Origin of the sequence: Bifidobacterium sp. UMB1197 (assembly GCF_030217745.1) — a bacterium.
Classification (GTDB): Bacteria; Actinomycetota; Actinomycetes; order Actinomycetales; family Bifidobacteriaceae; genus Bifidobacterium; species Bifidobacterium vaginale_B.
In genome coordinates this window covers 15,126-33,927 of record NZ_JASOOL010000002.1, presented here as the reverse complement: position 1 = coordinate 33,927, position 18,802 = coordinate 15,126, and the positions used below count along the sequence as shown (strand labels likewise).

The 18,802-nt window shown below is 42.2% G+C and carries 12 protein-coding genes; 2 read left to right on the top strand and 10 right to left on the bottom strand.

Features of this window, described 5'->3' with window-relative positions:
• Entirely contained in the window at positions 1–1,323 is a 1,323-nt protein-coding gene (hemW, locus tag QP420_RS01415; protein ID WP_481616361.1) for a radical SAM family heme chaperone HemW, read from the bottom strand.
• Positions 1,320–3,200: a translation elongation factor 4 gene (lepA, locus tag QP420_RS01410; protein ID WP_060786808.1), complete on the bottom strand. Its 1,881-nt coding sequence runs from the start codon at positions 3,198–3,200 to the stop codon at positions 1,320–1,322. The genes hemW and lepA overlap by 4 nt, the downstream gene beginning before the upstream one ends.
• A 151-nt stretch (positions 3,201–3,351) precedes the next feature.
• Between lepA and rpsT the strand changes: the two genes are divergently transcribed.
• Positions 3,352–3,612 carry a 30S ribosomal protein S20 gene (gene rpsT, locus QP420_RS01405; protein ID WP_004130697.1) on the top strand — a complete coding sequence of 87 codons (261 nt, stop codon included), beginning with the start codon at positions 3,352–3,354 and terminating at the stop codon, positions 3,610–3,612.
• Positions 3,613–3,740: 128 nt separating this feature from the next.
• Here rpsT and QP420_RS01400 read toward each other — a convergent pair whose 3' ends face one another.
• The 3 genes from QP420_RS01400 to QP420_RS01390 all read right to left on the bottom strand — a co-directional run bounded on the left by QP420_RS01400 (position 3,741) and on the right by QP420_RS01390 (position 7,628).
• Positions 3,741–4,469: a GntR family transcriptional regulator gene (locus tag QP420_RS01400; protein ID WP_481616360.1), complete on the bottom strand. Its 729-nt coding sequence runs from the start codon at positions 4,467–4,469 to the stop codon at positions 3,741–3,743.
• Positions 4,470–4,689: 220 nt separating this feature from the next.
• Positions 4,690–6,066, bottom strand: coding sequence for a PTS ascorbate transporter subunit IIC (locus tag QP420_RS01395; RefSeq protein ID WP_060786778.1), 1,377 nt, complete (start codon positions 6,064–6,066; stop codon positions 4,690–4,692).
• A 368-nt stretch (positions 6,067–6,434) separates the two neighbouring features.
• Complete coding sequence (locus QP420_RS01390) at positions 6,435–7,628, bottom strand: SLC13 family permease (protein ID WP_481616359.1); 1,194 nt, start codon at positions 7,626–7,628, stop codon at positions 6,435–6,437.
• A gap of 263 nt (positions 7,629–7,891) precedes the next feature.
• Here QP420_RS01390 and QP420_RS01385 point away from each other — a divergent pair, with 263 nt between their 5' ends.
• On the top strand, positions 7,892–9,607 hold the full coding sequence (locus QP420_RS01385; RefSeq protein WP_481616358.1) for an acetolactate synthase large subunit: 1,716 nt from the start codon (positions 7,892–7,894) through the stop codon (positions 9,605–9,607).
• A gap of 32 nt (positions 9,608–9,639) precedes the next feature.
• Here the strand turns inward: QP420_RS01385 and QP420_RS01380 are convergent, their stop codons facing one another.
• From QP420_RS01380 to alr, 5 genes are all read right to left on the bottom strand, one after another.
• Positions 9,640–10,605: a nucleoside hydrolase gene (locus QP420_RS01380; RefSeq protein ID WP_481616357.1), complete on the bottom strand. Its 966-nt coding sequence runs from the start codon at positions 10,603–10,605 to the stop codon at positions 9,640–9,642.
• Between the two features lie 17 nt (positions 10,606–10,622).
• Positions 10,623–13,778, bottom strand: coding sequence for an alpha-mannosidase (locus tag QP420_RS01375; protein WP_481616356.1), 3,156 nt, complete (start codon positions 13,776–13,778; stop codon positions 10,623–10,625).
• Positions 13,779–13,868: 90 nt separating this feature from the next.
• Complete coding sequence (gene dnaG, locus QP420_RS01370) at positions 13,869–15,986, bottom strand: DNA primase (protein WP_481616355.1); 2,118 nt, start codon at positions 15,984–15,986, stop codon at positions 13,869–13,871.
• 58 nt (positions 15,987–16,044) lie between these two features.
• Complete coding sequence (locus tag QP420_RS01365; RefSeq protein WP_060786784.1) at positions 16,045–17,328, bottom strand: deoxyguanosinetriphosphate triphosphohydrolase; 1,284 nt, start codon at positions 17,326–17,328, stop codon at positions 16,045–16,047.
• A gap of 30 nt (positions 17,329–17,358) precedes the next feature.
• Positions 17,359–18,714 carry an alanine racemase gene (alr, locus tag QP420_RS01360; RefSeq protein ID WP_481616354.1) on the bottom strand — a complete coding sequence of 452 codons (1,356 nt, stop codon included), beginning with the start codon at positions 18,712–18,714 and terminating at the stop codon, positions 17,359–17,361.
• Positions 18,715–18,802 lie beyond the last annotated feature (88 nt).

Here is an 18,802-nt window from a genome sequence, read left to right as displayed (position 1 = left end):
TCATTTTAGCGCATCCAGACCATTTTGACACGCATCAACAATTCTTTCGATTAATAAATCGTTGAGCAGCCTACCTTTGCGCGTTGCAATAATACGATTCTCGCGCAACACTGCCAAATCTTCTTTACACACTTCGATTAGCACTTTTTGCAAATAAGAATCGTCAAATCCGCAGCTATTTTTGCGCATCTTTGCGCACAACTCATCAACACTAAGCCCTTCCCTAATGCGCAACCCAAGCATTACCTCTTCTATTAACGCATCCTCGCTATTTATGCACTCGTAATTTTGCCAAGGCACGTTTCCTGCATTAATCGCATGCGCCCAGCGTTTTGGATGCAAAATATCCCAAGATCTAAGATTGTAAAACTTGCTTGAATCCGCCAAAACAGCACAATCATCCATACTTTGCTTGCTAATGCCGCTCGCCGCATTGTAGTGCGAGTGCGCTCCAGGGCCAATTCCTGCCCAATCAATGTTCTTCCAATATCCAAGATTGTGACGAGACTCAAAACCAGGGCGCGCCCAATTAGAAATCTCATACCACTCTAGGCCAGCAGAACTAAAAAGACTATCTGCCAACTCGTATTTTGCGGCTTCATCATCGTCATCTGGCGCTTGAATTGTGCCAGCAGCAATTTGGCGACCCATTTTTGTGCGCGGCTCTACTGTTAGCGCATACGCAGAAACGTGGTTAACGCCCAGGCTCAAAGCCATTTCTACCGACTTTCGCCAATCATCCAAGCTCTCCCCTGGCGCGCCATAGATTAAATCAACACTCGAGCGCAAGTCACAAGCGTTCGCCGCTTTAACTCCGCGCTCTACATTTTCTGGCGTATGCGTGCGGTCAAGCGTTTTTAGCACATGCGGCACAGCCGATTGCATTCCAAAAGATATTCGCGTAAATCCGCCTTCTGCAAGCTCCTGAATATAAGACTCGTCTGCAGTATCTGGGTTTGCTTCCGTAGTGACTTCCGCACCAGGCACAATGCCCCATAATTCGCTGATTTCACGCAAAATTCGCACTAAGTCGTGCGCTTTAAGAACGGTTGGAGTGCCGCCACCAAAGAAAACAGATTGCGCTTTAGGCTCAAAAATCCCGTGAAATTCCTGCCATTTTTTTACAAGACGCATCTCTAGAATCGCAACATCTGCATACCCACTTCGACTTGCGCCTTCGCCTAAATCTCTAGCTGTATAGGTGTTAAAATCGCAGTAACCGCAGCGTCGCAAGCAAAATGGCACATGCACGTACACTTCAAAAGGCATACTTTTAGTTTGCATAGCTGATTTATTTAATTCAGCATCCAACTCTAAACTCATCCTTCGGATTTTTGAGCTGCGCGAATTTTATCTTTAGTGTCTCTGTCGTTTGCGCTATCGTCTGTAGCCAAAGCCGCAACAAACGCTTCTTGCGGAACCTCAACGTGCCCAAGCATCTTCATGCGCTTCTTACCAGCCTTCTGCTTTTCCAAAAGCTTGCGCTTACGCGTAATATCGCCGCCGTAGCACTTAGCGAGTACGTCTTTTCTAAGGGCGCTAATCGTTTCGCGCGCAATAATACGCGAGCCAATCGCAGCCTGAATTGGAATCTCAAACTGCTGGCGAGGAATAAGCCCGCGAAGCTTCTTTGTCATCATAACGCCGTAAGAATATGCCTTATCTCGGTGAACAATCGCGCTAAAAGCGTCGACCTTATCTCCCTGAATAAGAATATCTACCTTAACAAGATCTGCAGCTTGCTCGCCATCTTCGTGGTAATCCAGCGAAGCGTAGCCTTTTGTGCGGCTTTTAAGCTGATCGAAGAAGTCAAAAACAATTTCCGCAAGAGGAATTCTGTAGTGCATTTCCACGCGGTCGGCACTAATGTATTCCATTGTGCCCATTTCTCCGCGATGATCTTGGCACAAATCCATAATCGCGCCAATAAAATCTTTTGGAGCAATAATGTCGGCAGCAACCATTGGCTCAATAATGCGCTTGATTTTGCCTTCTGGGAACTCGCTAGGATTAGTCACATGATGCTCACTGCCGTCTTCGCTTGTAACATCATAAGTTACGTTTGGAGCAGTTGATATAAGATCCAAGCCAAACTCGCGACTTAAACGCTCAGAAACAATCTCCATGTGCAACAAACCTAAGAATCCGCAGCGGAAGCCAAAGCCCAACGCCACGGACGTTTCTGGCTCGTAAATAAGAGCAGCATCGTTAAGTTTTAGCTTATCCAGCGCATCTCGAAGCTCTGGGAATTGCGCGTTATCGATTGGGAATAAGCCCGCATAAACCATAGGCTTAGGGTCTCTATACCCCTCCAACGGCTCAGATGCAGGATGCGCAGCACTAGTAATTGTGTCGCCAACTTTAGACTGGCTAACGTCTTTTGCGCCTGTAATTACGTAGCCAACTTCCCCAGCTCCAAGCGCCTTTGTTGGAGTCATATCTGGGCTAATAACGCCGATTTCAATAGGATCATGCGTCATGCCAATGCCCATCATGTGAAGCTTTTCACGCGATTTAAGCTCGCCATCAACCATACGAATATAGGTGACGATTCCGCGATAAGAGTCGTAGACGGAGTCAAAAATAAGCGCACGAGCAGCGGCATTAGGATTTCCACTAGGAGCTGGCACTTCCAGCACGATTTGGTCGAGAAGATCTTTTACACCTTCGCCAGTTTTGCCAGAAACGCGCAAAACATCGCTAGGCTTGCATCCAATTAAGCCAGCAATCTCTTCTGCATGCTTGTCTGGCTCCGCACTAGGCAAATCTATTTTGTTTAACACAGGAATAATCGTTAAATCGTGTTCGATTGCCATATAAAGGTTGGAAAGCGTCTGCGCTTCAATTCCCTGCGTTGCATCCACAAGCAAAACCGCACCCTCGCAAGCTGCCAGCGCGCGCGAAACTTCGTAAGTAAAATCAACGTGACCTGGAGTATCAATCATTCCAAGCGAGTACTCTTTGCCGTCAAAAACCCAAGGAACTCGAACAGCCTGCGATTTAATAGTAATTCCGCGCTCTTGCTCAATATCCATGCGGTCCAAAAATCGGTCTCGCATCTCGCGCTCTGGCACAATTCCCGAAAGCTGCAAAATGCGATCCGCTACAGTAGACTTGCCGTGATCTATATGCGCAATAATGCAGAAGTTGCGTATCAGCGATTGATCCGTAAATCCTGGCTGGTTATGCGGTGTAATCAAAGCAAATATCTCCTTTAAATAAAATCGACTAGGCATTAAACCTGCAATTAATCAATGGTAGCAACTCGACTACCCAGAGGACTTATCCATAAACCATGCTATGCTTGCTCACTGTATGTCCTTAGTATAGCAAACGTCGTTTGGAGTAATAGTGGCAAACATTAAGTCGCAGAAAAAGCGCGTGCTCACCAATGAAAAGGCACACAAGCGTAACGTGGCAGTAAAGTCTGCTTTGAAGACTGCTATCCGCGCTACTCGCGAAGCCATTTCCGCTGGTGACAAGGCTGCTGCACAGGCTGCTTTTGCAGTGGCCTCTCAGAAGCTCGATAAGGCTGCAGGCCGTGGCGTGATTCACAAGAATCAGGCTGCAAACCGCAAGTCTGGTCTTGCTGTAGCAATCAACGCTCTTTAATATCGCATAATTGCGAATTGATTAGAGTTTAAAAAATCCCCGCTACCATTTGATTTCATTTGGCAACGGGGATTTTTGTATCCTCAATTAAACAGCACACACAAAACAGCACAAAGTCTTACAACACCTTACTCGCTAACGTGCATCTTAAACTGAATATCTCCATAATTAGGCGTATATATGCCAACGCCAAAGGCGATTATAGAGCCAAAAGAATCTTTAACAATCGACTCAACAGTAAGCGCTGGCGTACTTGGCTTGACATGCAAAAATTCAGACATATCGTCGCATAACTGTTCAACACGAATTAATAAATCATTTTCGTAAAGCTTTACAGCATAATCGCTTTCCAAGAAATTCACTATTGATTGCTTAGAAAAATCGATATCCAAAACCTTAGGGAACCTAGATGCCGAAAGATAAACAACAATATAACTTGATAAAACGTTATCAACGTATTTTAATTTTTTTATGCAAATCAAATCTTCTGATTCGTCTAGTCCAAGTTTTTGCGCAGCCGACTCGTCTTTAACAATGCTGTTTTGAATAACCTTGATTCGCACGTTTGCATTGTTTTCGGAATAATTTTGATAGAACCCTTGAATCTGATCCGATATAACTTCGCGATTAGCACTATGAACAATATTCTTTGCTCTAAAAGTTCCTTTTCCTTGGATTCTAACGAGCAAGCCTTCTAGAATCAAACTATCTACTGCATGCCTAAGCGTTATTCGACTAACATTGTATTGCTTGCACAATTCCAATTCTGTAGGGAGCTGCTCCTGCGGCTGCATTAAGTCAATGCGCTTTCTAAGGTTATCGCGCACTGCTATATATTTAGGTACACCTTCGGTCAAAATTCACTCTCCAAACAGAATGATTAAAAAAGCGTTGTAAGAATTGCCTAAAAATCATGATTTAAAGACAATAACCCCAAAACAATAATCCCAAGACAATGACTATAAGACAATGACTCTAAGACAATTCTTACAAAACTGCTTTTTGACTATATATCAAATCTATATTATCAGCCTATTAGGTCAATATAAATTCGACGCGCCAGAAGCAAATTGATTACTACTGGCGATTCAACTTTTTGTTTTCTAAACGAGTCAACATTATTGACGACGCATAGAAAAGAACGTAGAAAATGGCAATTGCAACAATAATCAAAATTCTTCCGCCCGCAACGTTTGAATAGCCAAGTATTACGCCTGCCGCACCGAAGTCGGCGTCGGAATAGGTTGAATTTGCAGAGCCAATATGCCCCAAAACAGGCAAAAGAAGCAAAGGCAAGAATGTAATAACAAGGCCATTAACAAAACCGCCTATAATGCATCCTCTTCTACCTGCCTGACCATTGCTAAATACGCCAGTAACACCACCAGCCATAAAGTGCGCAACAATTCCAGGAATAACAACCGTTGTGCCAGCTAAAGCCATAATAACCATTCCAACGATTCCGCCAGCAAAGCTTGCTAAGAATCCAATAAGAACGGCGTTTGGAGCAAAACCAAAGGTCATAGGAGCATCCAGTGCTGGTTTAGCATTTTTAACCAATTTTTCAGATATTCCCTTAAATGCTGGAACAATCTCATCTAAAACAACCTGAACGCCTGCAAGGATAACAAAAACACCTGCAGAGAACATTGCTGCTTTAAGAATAACGAACACAATAAAGTTCTGGCCGCCAGAAAGCTTTGACTCAATAAACTCAGGGCCTGCAAAAAGAGCAACCACAACGTAAATAATGGCCATTGAAAGCGCAATCAAAACCGTAGTGTCTTTTAAGAATCCAAAGGCAGACGGGAACTTAATATCTTCGGTAGACTTAGACGGATGCTTTTTAGAACGAGTAAGCTTTGCAACTAAAGTTCCAATAAGAACACCACTGCTAGCTGGGTGACCAAGTGCTACGTCATCTTCGCCAGAAGCTTTACGCATAAACGACTGCACCAACGCTGGAGAAATCGTAATAAATAAGCCCTGTGCAAGAGAGCCGAAAATAATAACGGCTAAAGTGTTAAAACCTGCAACATTGAAGATTACTGCAATCATGCTAGCCATGTAGAAAGCAACATGACCAGTTAGATAAATGAATTTAAAACGAGATGTTAGGGAAAGTATAATGTTTACAATCATTCCAAAGAAGAAGATGAGAGCAGATTCCGAGCCGTACTTTAAAAGAACGGTTCCAATAATCGCCTCATTATTTGGAACTACACCTTGAACGTGGAAAGCATATTGGAACATGCTTCCAAACGGATCAAGCGCTTGAGTTACAACGCCAGAGCCTGCAGCCAAAACCAAAAATCCAACCATTGTACGAATAGAACCTTGCACAATGTTAGAAAAACTTTTGCCTTGAACTGCAAGTCCAATCAAAGAAATCATTGCAACTATTACAGCTGGTTGACGGAAAACATCGAGCAGTATAGACAAAATACCGTTCACAGTTCTCTCCTTATTTTGTATGTTAATATTTTTAGACGCATTTTGGCATGAAACGAAAATTACAAGAGAGATAGTGTAATTAACTAAGTCAAACCAGAATGCCCGAATTTATTTGATTCAAAAGTCATAATAATAGATAAGCCAAGACATAAATTTGTTATAATGTTATATTGAATTTTTGCTGATTTTCAGGCCAATCACAAATAAAATGAAAATTATTACGTATAATCGCGATTTAACAGAAAATAATATAACAAAATCGCATATAAAGTGAAAATTTCTGGTTTTTCATTGAGCAATAACATAAAAATATGTGAAAATAATCACAATAATTGTGCTAAAAGACACGCCAGAACACACGCCAGAAACTACTCAATAATCCAGGCCAAACCAATCAAAACAGCTAAGAAAAGAAGATTCACAATTGTGTACATAAGCAAGTAGCGACCCTTATTATTAGGATACTTATGCGTAATGCTCTTGTACGAAATCAAAGACGCCATAGACGCAATAAGCGTTCCCATGCCGCCAAGATTAGTGCCAATAATAAGCATCTTCCATTGGTCGCAGAATCCAGAAAGCAAAATAGTTGTTGGAACGTTACTAATCATTTGACTAGAAACAACCGAAACTTCCATAGGGTGAGAACCAACCCACATTTGCGCAATCTCGGTAAATCCAGGAACCCTGCGCATGTTTCCAATAAAAATGAAGAACATTATAAACGTAAGAGGCAAAGCCCAATCCAAAGCACGGAACACATGCGAATCGCAAACAATAAAGGCAATAACAACTGCCAAAACCATAATCCAGTCTGGAATCCAGCCAGCTACTCCACACAAGCACAAAATAAACAAAAGACTGTAAACAACAACTCGCCATTGAGTAAAGCCAACACCATAGCCCATAACGCGAATCTCGTCTGGCTTAGGCGATTGAGCGTGCGGAGCCAAAACGCCCTGCTCAATGTCGTCTCCATGCAATCCTTCAAACTGATCGACTTTTCTAGAACTAAAGAACACAAACGCAAACGCAACCATAAGAATCGCAGCAGTAAGCGTGTACGGAGCCATAATAGAAAGAAAATCGTACGTAGACATTCCAGTAAGCGCTTTAAGATACAAATTGTGCGCATTGCCAATAGGAGTTAGCATACTGCCTACGTTTGCACCAATAGTCATTAAGGTAACAACAAGAATCGCATGCTTTTCGGCATTTGCCATCATTAAAACAGAAAGCGCAAAAGGAACAAAGGTTACAAGTGCAACATCGTTAGTAATAAGCATTGCCGAGAAAAACGTTAGAGACATAAGAACCAGAACTAATCCGCGCTCAGTTCTAACTCTTCTAAGAAGATTTGCGCCAATACTTCTAAAAACGCCTATTCGCTGGAATCCGCAAACAACCATCATTAAGCAAACAAGCTGAGAAATAGTGTTTACGTGAATGTAGCTAAAATATTGTGCATCGGGCGGAACAAAAAAGCAAGAAACAACAGCTAAAACGGCGGCCACAATAAGGATGGTCTCACATTTGACCAGATTCAGAAGCCAACGCCTCATCGTTCCTCCGTAACAAAAATACACAACTTATAAAATTGTATAAGAGACCCAATCCAAAGGGGCAAAAATTTCCGACAAAATCGTTGAAATAACAAGGCATATAAGCTCAAAAGTGCTTTAGTTTTGCCATAAAGCGAATAGGTAAAAATCCGCCCATTTTTGTGACACGCGCAAAATGCACATGTCTTGCATGTCTATATTATAAATGGAAAAGAAGTCGCAAGGCTAACAATCATATTAAGCACGAAGCGAGAAACGCAATTATGACAAATCAAGAATCGCAAGCTCAAAAAACAGCAAGCCATAAAAGAAACACAGCAGACTTAATCGTAGAATGCCTTGTAAACGAAGGTGTTGAGGTTGTTTTTGGAATTCCAGGCGAAGAAAACATTCCGCTTTTAGAGGCAATTGAGCGAAATGGAAACATACGCTTTGTGCTCACTCGCCACGAGCAAGGCGCTGGTTTTATGGCCGCAACTTATGCGCATATTACTGGAAAGCCAGGCGTATGCTTGGCAACACTGGGGCCTGGAGCGCTAAATCTTACGCTTCCTGTAGCTCAAGCCAATGCAAGCACAACTCCGCTTGTTGCAATATGCGCTCAAGGAAACGTTTCTAGACTTTACAAGGAATCTCACCAAATCATTGATTTAGTAGCATTATTCCAGCCAATTACTCAATGGTCTTCTATGATGCTTGCTCCAAGCACAGCTCCAGAAATGGTTCGCAAAGCTTTCTCAATCGCTCAAAGAAAGCGCCCAGGAGCAACCTGCCTTGTTATTCCAGAAGATATTAGCGAAATGAGTGTGCCAGAAGACGCAAAGCCACTTCCACTTCCAAAGCCGTTACACATTCTTCCAGCTCCAGACACAATTTACGAAGCTGCTAAAATAATTAGCCAAGCAAAAAGGCCGATTATTCTTGCAGGAAACGGCGTTGCAAGAAGCCACGCTCAAGAACAGCTTCTAGATTTTGCAGAACAGCTTAATGTTCCAGTTGCAACAACGTTTGAAGGCAAAGGTGTGTTCCCAGATAATCACCCGAATGCTCTTGGCGTAGTTGGGTTTATGCATAGAGATTATGAGAACTTTGCTTTCGATACAGCAGATTTGATTATTGCTGTAGGATTCTCAATTCAGCAATTTGACCCTAAGAAGATTAATCCAAATATTGACAAGACGATTATTCACATAAACACATTTGTTGAAGACACAGACGCTCACTACCCTACTGCGCTAAACATTATGGCAGATATTGGCCAAACGCTTAAAGCGCTTACGAGCGTGCTTAAAGATAGAAACGTTACTTTTGACGTAACTCACCCAAAGATTCGTCAAATGATTACAGACGAGTTGCGTTCGTTTGAAAACGATAATAGCATTCCTATGAAGCCTCAGCGCGTTGTTTACGATACTCGTCGTGCTGTTGCAGAAGGAACTAAGGTTCTTGTAGATACTGGCGCACTAAAAATGTGGATGGCAAGGCTTTACCCAACAATGCATCCAAATACGTGCATTATAGACAACAGTCTTTCTACAATGGCTTGGACTTTGCCTGGAGCTGTTGGAGCATCGTTTATTAAAGATAATAGTGGAAAAATCAACACAAAGCCTGTTCTTGCTGTTATGGGCGACGGCAGCTTTATGATGAACGTTCAAGAGATTGAAACCGCTGTTCGCGTTGGTTCTAGAATGGTGGTTTTGGTTTGGGAAGACAACGCGTACGGTTTGATTAAGTGGAAGATGGACTTGCACGCTGGAGAACACGAATACGTTGATTTTACTAATCCAGATGTTCCAAAGTTGGCGGAAAGCTTTGGCGCAAGAGGCCACGTTGTACAAAAGCCAGAAGACTTATACAACATGCTTAAAGAGGCTTTGGCTCAAGAAAGCGGTGTTGACGTTATATCTTGCCCAGTGGATTATAGCGAAAACATGAAGCTTATTGAAAAGCTTGGAGACATTGACTTTGGCAACTAAAGCATGTTGTAGATTGGTAAAAACAATTTTTGCTAATCTACAACATGCAAAGTACGATAAATGTAATTTTTATATTTTTCGGGATTAAGCCTACTACATATTTCAACATTCGGAGTTTTACCAGAGAAGAAATTAGCATCAACAAGAACTGAGCCATAACTTGGTCCAGGAGTTGCATCAACTTGGCAATAATATTTTGTGCACTCGCTTATACATTCAGGATATAACGCAGCGGCAACGGCAGATGGATCAGCCATATCTAGATAAGCATCACCAAAACGGCTAACATTCATTTCCATTAATTCCCTATTACAATCAATAACAAACTTACCGAGTTCTCCACTTTTGCGAATATTAGCAATTTCTTGTGGATTCAGCATACATTCTCCCAAGCATGCGTCCCATCCAACAAACATAATATTTTTAAGACCAGAATCAACTAATATCTTTGCAGCTTCTGCATCTTGCCAAATATTGAATTCTGCTACAGGAGAAACATTTCCACGGCCTAAACCAGCAGATCCCATAACGACTATGCGACCAACTTTTTTCATCGCTTCATAATCAACCTTAATAGCTAGAGCAATGTTAGTTAATGGCCCTAATGCAATAATGTCTATTTCACCATCTTCACTGTTTCTTAAAGTTTCAATCATTTTCAAAACAGCATTACCATTACTTTCTTTCAAGCGATGAGGCACTAGACCAATATCACCCATTCCATCTCTACCATGAGTTTCATGAGCATAAGCCAAATCGCGTAACAGCATGCTTCTACTTCCTTTATATACAGGTGGCTCATATGAACCAGCATGCTCGATAGTAGTAAGCGTATTAATAGTCGCTTGTTCCATGCACACGTTTCCTGATACAGTGCAAAACATTAATATCTCATATCTAGGATCATTCAAAGCCATGGCAATTGCCATAGCATCATCCGAACCACAATCTGTATCTATTATTATTTTCTTTTTAGAATCAATTTCTTTATTTTCCATAAACTCTCAACATCCTATCAATTAATAGAAACTGTAGTTTCAGATGCAACGTGAATACGCAATGAGCATAGCTGAAAAGGACGTAATTCTATATTTAACGCGTCATTATTCTTGCGCAAAGCTGCAGGCATACCGTGCAACACGGGCATTTCCATAAGATCCACCTCTTCAATCGAAGCCGCACGCAAGATTTTATTGAGTTTTATTTGCCCACTTGCGCAGCCACCAGCTGGCTCGTAAATACGCAAGATTATATCTCCAGAACAATCGTCAGCTAGCTTAACCCAATCTAATGCAATTAAACCTGAGTTTCTATGAATCGTAAACAGCGGATCTACATCTGGAAGCTTATCAATAATTGGCGAATTCAAAAGATCAGCTGTACTTAAAACTGAATCCATATTTGCATCAGCAATAAATGACCAAGTAAATTCGTGCTTACCTTGATCCGTATTTGGATCTGGGTAAAGAGGTGCAGAAAGCAAAGATAATCTAAGCATAGTTCCACAAGATGAAGAATAATCGCCAATCAGCTCAGCATCAGCGCCATAAGTAGACGAATTTACAACAGCTACAGCATACGAGGAATCTTCTATGCGAACAAACCTATGCGTGCATGATTCAAACTTTGCATCATCACTACGAGTATTTTTTACTATTGGCCTTTCAACTAAACCATATTGACACTCATATTGCGCATTATTTGAACATATAGATGTTGGCATATCTACTTTCAAAAATTGCTCTTTAGCTTTCCAATCAACTTGCGCATGAAAATCAAGTCGTTTAACACACGGCTCTAAAACTATATTTGTTTTAATCTTTATATCTTTTTTACATGCCAAGATTTCAACAGACACACCGCCCGATAAAAGTTCTTTAACACAAACAATTGAAGAATCATCAATCTTACGATTCCTCATAAATGCATCTCGCTCAATATCCCACGCATCCCACTGATACGGCTCATCTTTTAGTATCTCGTATTGAGCCATGCGATAACCAGATGGAATTAGCTCGCGATTAAATTTAATATCTTTAACAGAAGATACTGTGCCATCGCGTTCAATAGTCACACTTAAAACACTATTATTAAGAATTATTCCACCATCATTTTTGTGTTTTACAGTTGTTTTACTATTTTTACTGCTTTCATTGCATTGATATAAATTCCAAGCAACCTCATTTTTACCCGTATAAGTCAATAACTTTACATTTTCACGCATATTAATCGCGCTAATGGTGCCAGTCGCGCTGTTAGCTTTTACAATCGCATTAGCAAGATCTGAAATAATTTTACGTAAACAAGAAATATCTCTAACATATTCTTCTCTAGCTTGCCTATGAACCCATGCAATAGCAGAGCCTGGAAGAATATCGTGGAACTGGTTCAACAATAAAGTCTTCCAAATTTTAGTAAGCTCATTGCTATTAAAACGGTATTCTGGCGCATAAACTCGGGCTAAAACAGCAAGATATTCAGCCACACGCAACAATGATTCCTCCATGCGGCAATAGCGCTTCATATCTTGCTGAGTAGTAAGAGTTTTCCTGTGCAACTCTAGATAAAGCTCACCCTTAAACACTGGTGTATCACCATTTGAATCGTCAACAATATCTTTTCGTATTTTTTCAAACAACTCATCAGGAGTGCCAAAATCAACTCTAGGAGCCCCCTCTAAATTGCAATCACGCCTAATACGAGCAGTCATCTCGCGAGTAGGCCCGCCACCGCCATCGCCAAAACCGTATAGCAATATTGCGTGATCAGATAAATCTTTATCCAAAAAGTTGCGTTGAGAATAAACTAACTCATGCATGCTCACAGATGAAGCATAAGTATTAGATGGAGGAAAATGAGCCAAAATCCTAGAACCATCTATTCCTTCCCAAAGGAAGGAATGATGTGGGAATTTAGTGGTATCGTTCCAAGAAATCTTTTGAGTTAAGAACCAATCAAAACCAGCGCGGCGAGCGAGTTGAGGCAATGCGCCAGTGTAACCAAAACTGTCTGGAAGCCAAATGCCATGCGGATCGGCGCCAAGATGCTCCTTAAAATAGCGCTTACCAAAAGTCATTTGGCGAATTAAAGATTCACCGCATGGCATCATTACATCAGACTCAACCCACATACCTCCAACGGGTATAAAACGTCCTTCCTTAATCCTCTTTTTCATACGCTCAAACAAATCGGGATGCTCGTTTTCTAGCCACTCGTATTGTTGAGCAGAACTCATAGCATAAGTAAAATCAGGGTCCTCATCCATAAGAGCTAAAACGTTAGATATTGTGCGCGCAACCTTTCTATGAGTCTCTCGCACAGGCCATTGCCAAGCAGAATCAATATGAGCATGCCCAACAGCCGTATGCTTTATAGAGCTTGCTGCAGCAGGGCAGCTTAATACATCATGCAACTCTTTACGAGCATTTTGAACGGTAGAAAAATCATGCTCATCATATGCATTTAAGGAGCGCTGTAAAGCTTTAGCCAGTTTCCAATAACGCGGATTATCATCGCTTAATTCGCGCATCAAAGAACTTACAGTCTCAAGATCCATGTAATAATCAAAAATATTACGATTAAAAACAGTAACGTCAACATACTTCAACATATATTGACATTCGGTTTTTCCAGTAGCACGCTCTCCTAAATCAGTAGGAGAAAATGGAGTAGATCCTTCAACAAATGGATTGTCTGCAGCTTCTAAATATAAAGTAAAATTACCATTTTCATCAATACTAATCGAACGATTATTATGCTCATCAACCAACGGAACCCAATGATTACAAGGGTTTACAGCTTTTACAACTCTTCCATCAATGTTATACACTAATCCTTCTGCCTGAAAACCAGGAAAAAGATTGCTAATCCAACCTAAATCAACATTTAGCTCAACTTTGCGCCCTTTTACCTTTGAAAAATCAATCGACCCTGTAACTTCAAACCACGTTGTGCCCCAAGTTGTTCCCCAAACACCTGGAACATTAAATGAGCGAAACACAATATCGTTTCTTTTTAGCTTAGAGAAGAATTCGCCAGAAGAAATAGGTTCTCCAGAAATCTCATATGCTCGAATTTTACAGTGCGATAAAACAGTATTTATATACGGATATAGGCGTTGTTGCATAACTCTTGTACAGCGATTCAACTGCTGATCAGGTAATAAAAACATTGTTTCTACACTTCTTTCTTACATAGCTACACATTTATATATAAATCGCGTATCTCGGTATATAAAGACAAAACAAGTAATTGATACATCTTATAGAATTTGCGACTGAAGATTTTTGCGTGCAGATTCTAATCTAGTAATCTGCCCTAAAAGATTGAGCTTTTCACTTCCATTTTCTAGTTTGCTCATTTTAAGCTTAAGAGCGCCAATTTTACGCATAAAACCAACATCTAAAAGCTTAATAAGCAACTCGTTTGCATACTTTTGCTCCTCTTCACTAGGAACTCGCAAAAGGTCGGATGGAGATTCGCTTGTAGAAACACCACTCGAATCGTAAGCAGTCGAAGAGCCAACTGCAGAAGACGCACTCAAGCCTTTATTAGAAGACAATGGAAGAGGCATTACCGAAAGCTGGTTAATAACTCCTTCTAACAATGGGCCTGCAGCCTTAGTAATAGTGTGCAGCCAAAGACCTTGGCTAATATTTGTGCTAGGCAAGCCTCCAGCTGCAACAAATGCTTGGAAAAGCGTTCTAAAAACTGGCGTAATAAAATTATTCAAAGTAAGTTGAGCAAAAAGCTGGCCGCTAAACGCTAGAGGCGACTGCATAAGAACAGCCATAAACTGCTGCTCGCACATAAACACAGAATCATCAACCTTGTAATAGCTTTGATTCTTGTACGCGCTTCTAAGCATGGCATTTCTGTTTGCAGCAGCGTTCATATTGGTGTTTGCGTTGGCGCTAGCGATGGAATTTCTAAGCATTGCTGATTGCGCAAAGTCGCTTGAGTAAGACCTGGAATAAGCGTCTTCGTCTACAACGTGCAATCGTCTTCTAGCAGACTCCACCTCCTTACGCATAACGTCTAAATCAACACCAATATTTCTAACGGCTTTTCTAGTGTACAAATCAAGTAAAGACCTATCTCGAATTTGTGCAACAAGAGGAGCAACAGCCTTAACAGCGCCCATCTTTCCAGCTATAAACGACGTGTCAAAACGACGAATAACAGTGTCGATTACAAAATCGTAAAGCGGGTTGGCGCGTGCAATTAAAGAGCGAACAGCCTCGTCGCCGCGCTGAATACGCAAGTCGCAAGGGTCTAAGTTGTTATCTGCAACAGCAACAAAAGTCTGTGTTAAAAACGCTGAATCTAAGCCAAAAGCGTGCAGAGCAGCTTTTTGACCAGCAGCATCTCCATCAAAAGTAAAAACAATACGCGAACTAACTTGCTGACCTTCTACTTTTACAGGCCCCACAAGCTGAATCGCTCCCAAAGAATCGTCTGCAATAAGACGACGAATAATCTTTGCGTGCTCCGCACCAAAAGCAGTTCCGCAAGTTGCAACAGCTGTATCTACACCAGCTAAATGGCAAGCCATAACGTCTGTGTAGCCTTCCACAATCACAACTTGACGCTTTTTAACAATATTCGATTTAGCAATGTCAATTCCGTAAAGAACCTGCGTTTTTCGGTACAACACGGTATCTGGAGTGTTAATGTACTTTGCGCTAATGGAATCGTCGTCGTAAAGCTTTCTAGCGCCAAAGCCCAAAGTACGGCCTGTAGAATCTCGAATAGGCCACGTTAATCGGCCGCGGAAGTAATCGTAAATCCCGCGCTGACCTTGGCGAGCTAGGCCAGCATCCAACAATTCTTGACGAGTAAAACCCTTATTAGACAAGTAGCGAACAAGATTATCCCAGCCGTTAGGCGCGTATCCGCAACCAAAACGCTCACACTGAGCTTGAGTAAAATTGCGTCCTGCAAGCAAACTACGCGCTGGAGCTGCTTCTTTAGAGTTGATTTGAGACGCAAAGAAAAGCTGAGCTTCTTCGTTTGCTTCTATAAGACGAGCACGCTTGGAACCTTTGTGAGAATTATCTTTGCCTTCTTGCGATTGGTCATAATGAACTTCAATGTGGTATCGGTCTGCCAGCAGCTCTACTGCCTCGCGAAAATCAATGTTTTCTTTTTGCTCAACATATTTAAAAACGTCTCCGCCAGCACCGCAGCCAAAGCAATGCCAAACACCTAAACCTGGACGAACGCTAAAGCTAGGCGTTTTTTCATCGTGAAACGGGCAAAGCCCCACAAAAGTACCCGTTCCAGAAGGCTTAAGCGTAACAGTTGCAGATACAATATCGTACAAGTCTGCAGCCGCGCGTACGCGTTCAACGTCTTCCTTTACAATCATTCCAGCCATAATCTCTAGCTTATCGCAAACCAGCGGCTATAAAACACTCGCGCAAATAGACGCAGATTTAGCACAAAGCGGCATGAAGAGCTGTAGCCGATCCATCTGTAAGACTTGCCACCTGATCAATAGCAACCCTTAAACGCTCATCTTCGCTAGAGCAAGCATTCCAATCGCTTATAAACACAGATTCCATAGCATCGTGCGCTCGTGGAGATTTGCTCATAAAAACCTCCACCAAATCCGTTAGGATTTTTTGCTCACGCCTATAAAACTCGCGCTCCCTAGGCTGGATTATAAAATGCACAGCCAAACTTTTTAGAACGATTATCTCGTAAGATGTTTCTGGCGGAATAACAATGTTTGCACGATAGCGTATTAAGGCGCCGTTGCCGTATTTTTCTCGAGTTGCGCGCTCAACAGAGCTTGCAAACCTGCCGATTAAAGCGCTAGTAATGTTCTTTAAGTGTGCAAGCGATCTTCTAGAACCATCAAACGAATCTGGGAACATATTGCGAGCGCGTAAACGCTTAAAAGCAGCTAAAAGATTATCCGCATCCCACTGAGTTCCGTACCAATTATGAGCTTCTTGAATAACCTGATCTGCAACATTTGAATCCGAAACAAGCTCTGGATTAAAAGCTCCCGTAACAATTGCATCTTCAATATCGTGAACACTGTATGCAATGTCGTCAGAAAGATCCATAATCTGGCACTCAATAGGCTTCGATTCACGCGGAGAGCCAGTTTTTAGCCAATTAAAAACTTCCCTGTCGTCTGGGTAAACGCAGAATTTTAAATCGCGCTCGCCTTTATCGTGCGCTTTTGCTTCATCAAGACCCCAAGGGTATTTAACGGCTGCGTCTAATGCCGCACGCGTAAGATTCACGCCTGCACTAGCGCCATTTTCCCTAAAAACTTTAGGCTCTAAACGTGTTAAAAGCCTAAGAGTTTGTGCGTTTCCTTCGAATCCGCCAATGTTGCTGGCGATTTTTGCAAGCGCGCGCTCGCCATTATGCCCAAAAGGCGGGTGACCCAAGTCGTGAGACAAACATGCACAATCTACAACGTCTGGGTCTGCTCCAAGCATTGAAGCGATTTGTCTACCAATTTGCGCAACTTCTAATGTGTGCGTTAATCGCGTGCGAGCAAAATCGTCGGAGCCTGCTACAAGTACCTGACTTTTTGCGCCAAGTCTTCTAAGCGCCGAAGAGTGGATTATTCTGGCTCTATCTCGCTCAAATGGCGTGCGAGCGCGAGTGTGATGAGGCTCACTTGCCCAACGCTCTGTATCGTGCAAATCGTATTCTCCAACAACTTCGTTATCGGAATCAATAACATCATCGCACATTAAAAACCTCCTCCACTAATCGCTAAATCGCTAAATCAAGCTCTTTTGGTCTAACATTTTTATGTCTTCTTTAGGCAGAACTTCGTAAGCATTTTTATACAATCGAGGAACTCTAGGGCCAATCCCCGTCATAATCTCGTAGCTTATTGTTCCTGCGGCTGCTGCCCAATCGTCTGCCGTTGGCTCCGCATATTCTAAGCCTCTTCCTGGGCCAAAAAGCCTGACTGTGTCTCCTTCTTTAACTCCAAGATCTTTAGCACTGCCATTTAAGTCAACAATAAACTGATCCATGCAAACGCGCCCCGAAACATGCAAAAGCAAAGGGCCATTTTTAGTTTCAAATCGAACTGGACCTCCAGGCTTATTAACATGCCTTGATCCTTGCATATCGAATCCGCTAGAAGCGCGCAAAATGCCATCCGCATACCCGAGTGGAACTATTGCTGTGCTTGTATTGTCTGGCGTTAAATATGTGCGGCCGTACGAAATTCCATGCCCCGCTTCTACAGATTTAACTGTTCCTAGCTGCGCTTGCAAAGTCATAGCTGGACGCAAATCGTAAGTTTGAGGCACTCCCATAACGGGGTCTGGCTCATATCCGTACAATCCAATTCCTGGGCGAACAAGCTCAAATCGTATTTCTGGCCTGTTAAGGGTTGCAGCCGTATTAGCTAAATGGCGGATTTTAGGCTCCAAACCAGCCTCGCGCATTCTTTGAGTAAAATCGTGGAATTGCTCAATTTGCCTATCTGTAGACGCCACAAACTCTGGAACATCTGGGCAATCAGCAACAGCCAAATGACTCCACTGGCCAATAACCTCAATTAATCCTTGACTAGAATATTCACTAAGTTTTTTTAAAGCATCACTAAAGCCAGCAGGCGTAAAACCGTTTCTGCCAAATCCTGTATCTACCTTAACGTGCACGCGAGCGGTAGCGCCAAGCGATTTAGCGGCGAGCGCAACAGCGTCAATTGAATCCAGCGAGCCAACAGAAATATCAATATCTGCGTTTATTAAATCTGCAAAAAGAGACGTTGGAGCACTGGTAAGCCACGTAAGAATACGGCATCTGCTTGAGTCAATTCCACATTTACGAAGACGCAAAGCCTCGTAAGGCTGAGCTGTACCAAGCCAAGTCGCTCCCCCTGCAAGAGCTGCAAGGGCGCTAGGAATAAGCCCGTGACCATAAGCGTCTGCTTTAACAACTCCCATAACTGCTGGCGATTTTTGCCCAGGCTTCAAATCTTTAGAAACACGCTCAACAAGAGTTCGCATATTATCTCTTAGCGCTTTTAAATCTACGATTACCTGCCCCGGGTATGTGCTTAAGGCGCGAGCATAGTTTTCTTGCAAAATCGCTTGTATACTCGAATTTTTACACATATCTTGCGCCTTTACTTTTAGTTTTAGTTTTACGTTTACTTTTATATCTACTATATATGCAAGTATTTTTGACTTACATTTCAATACT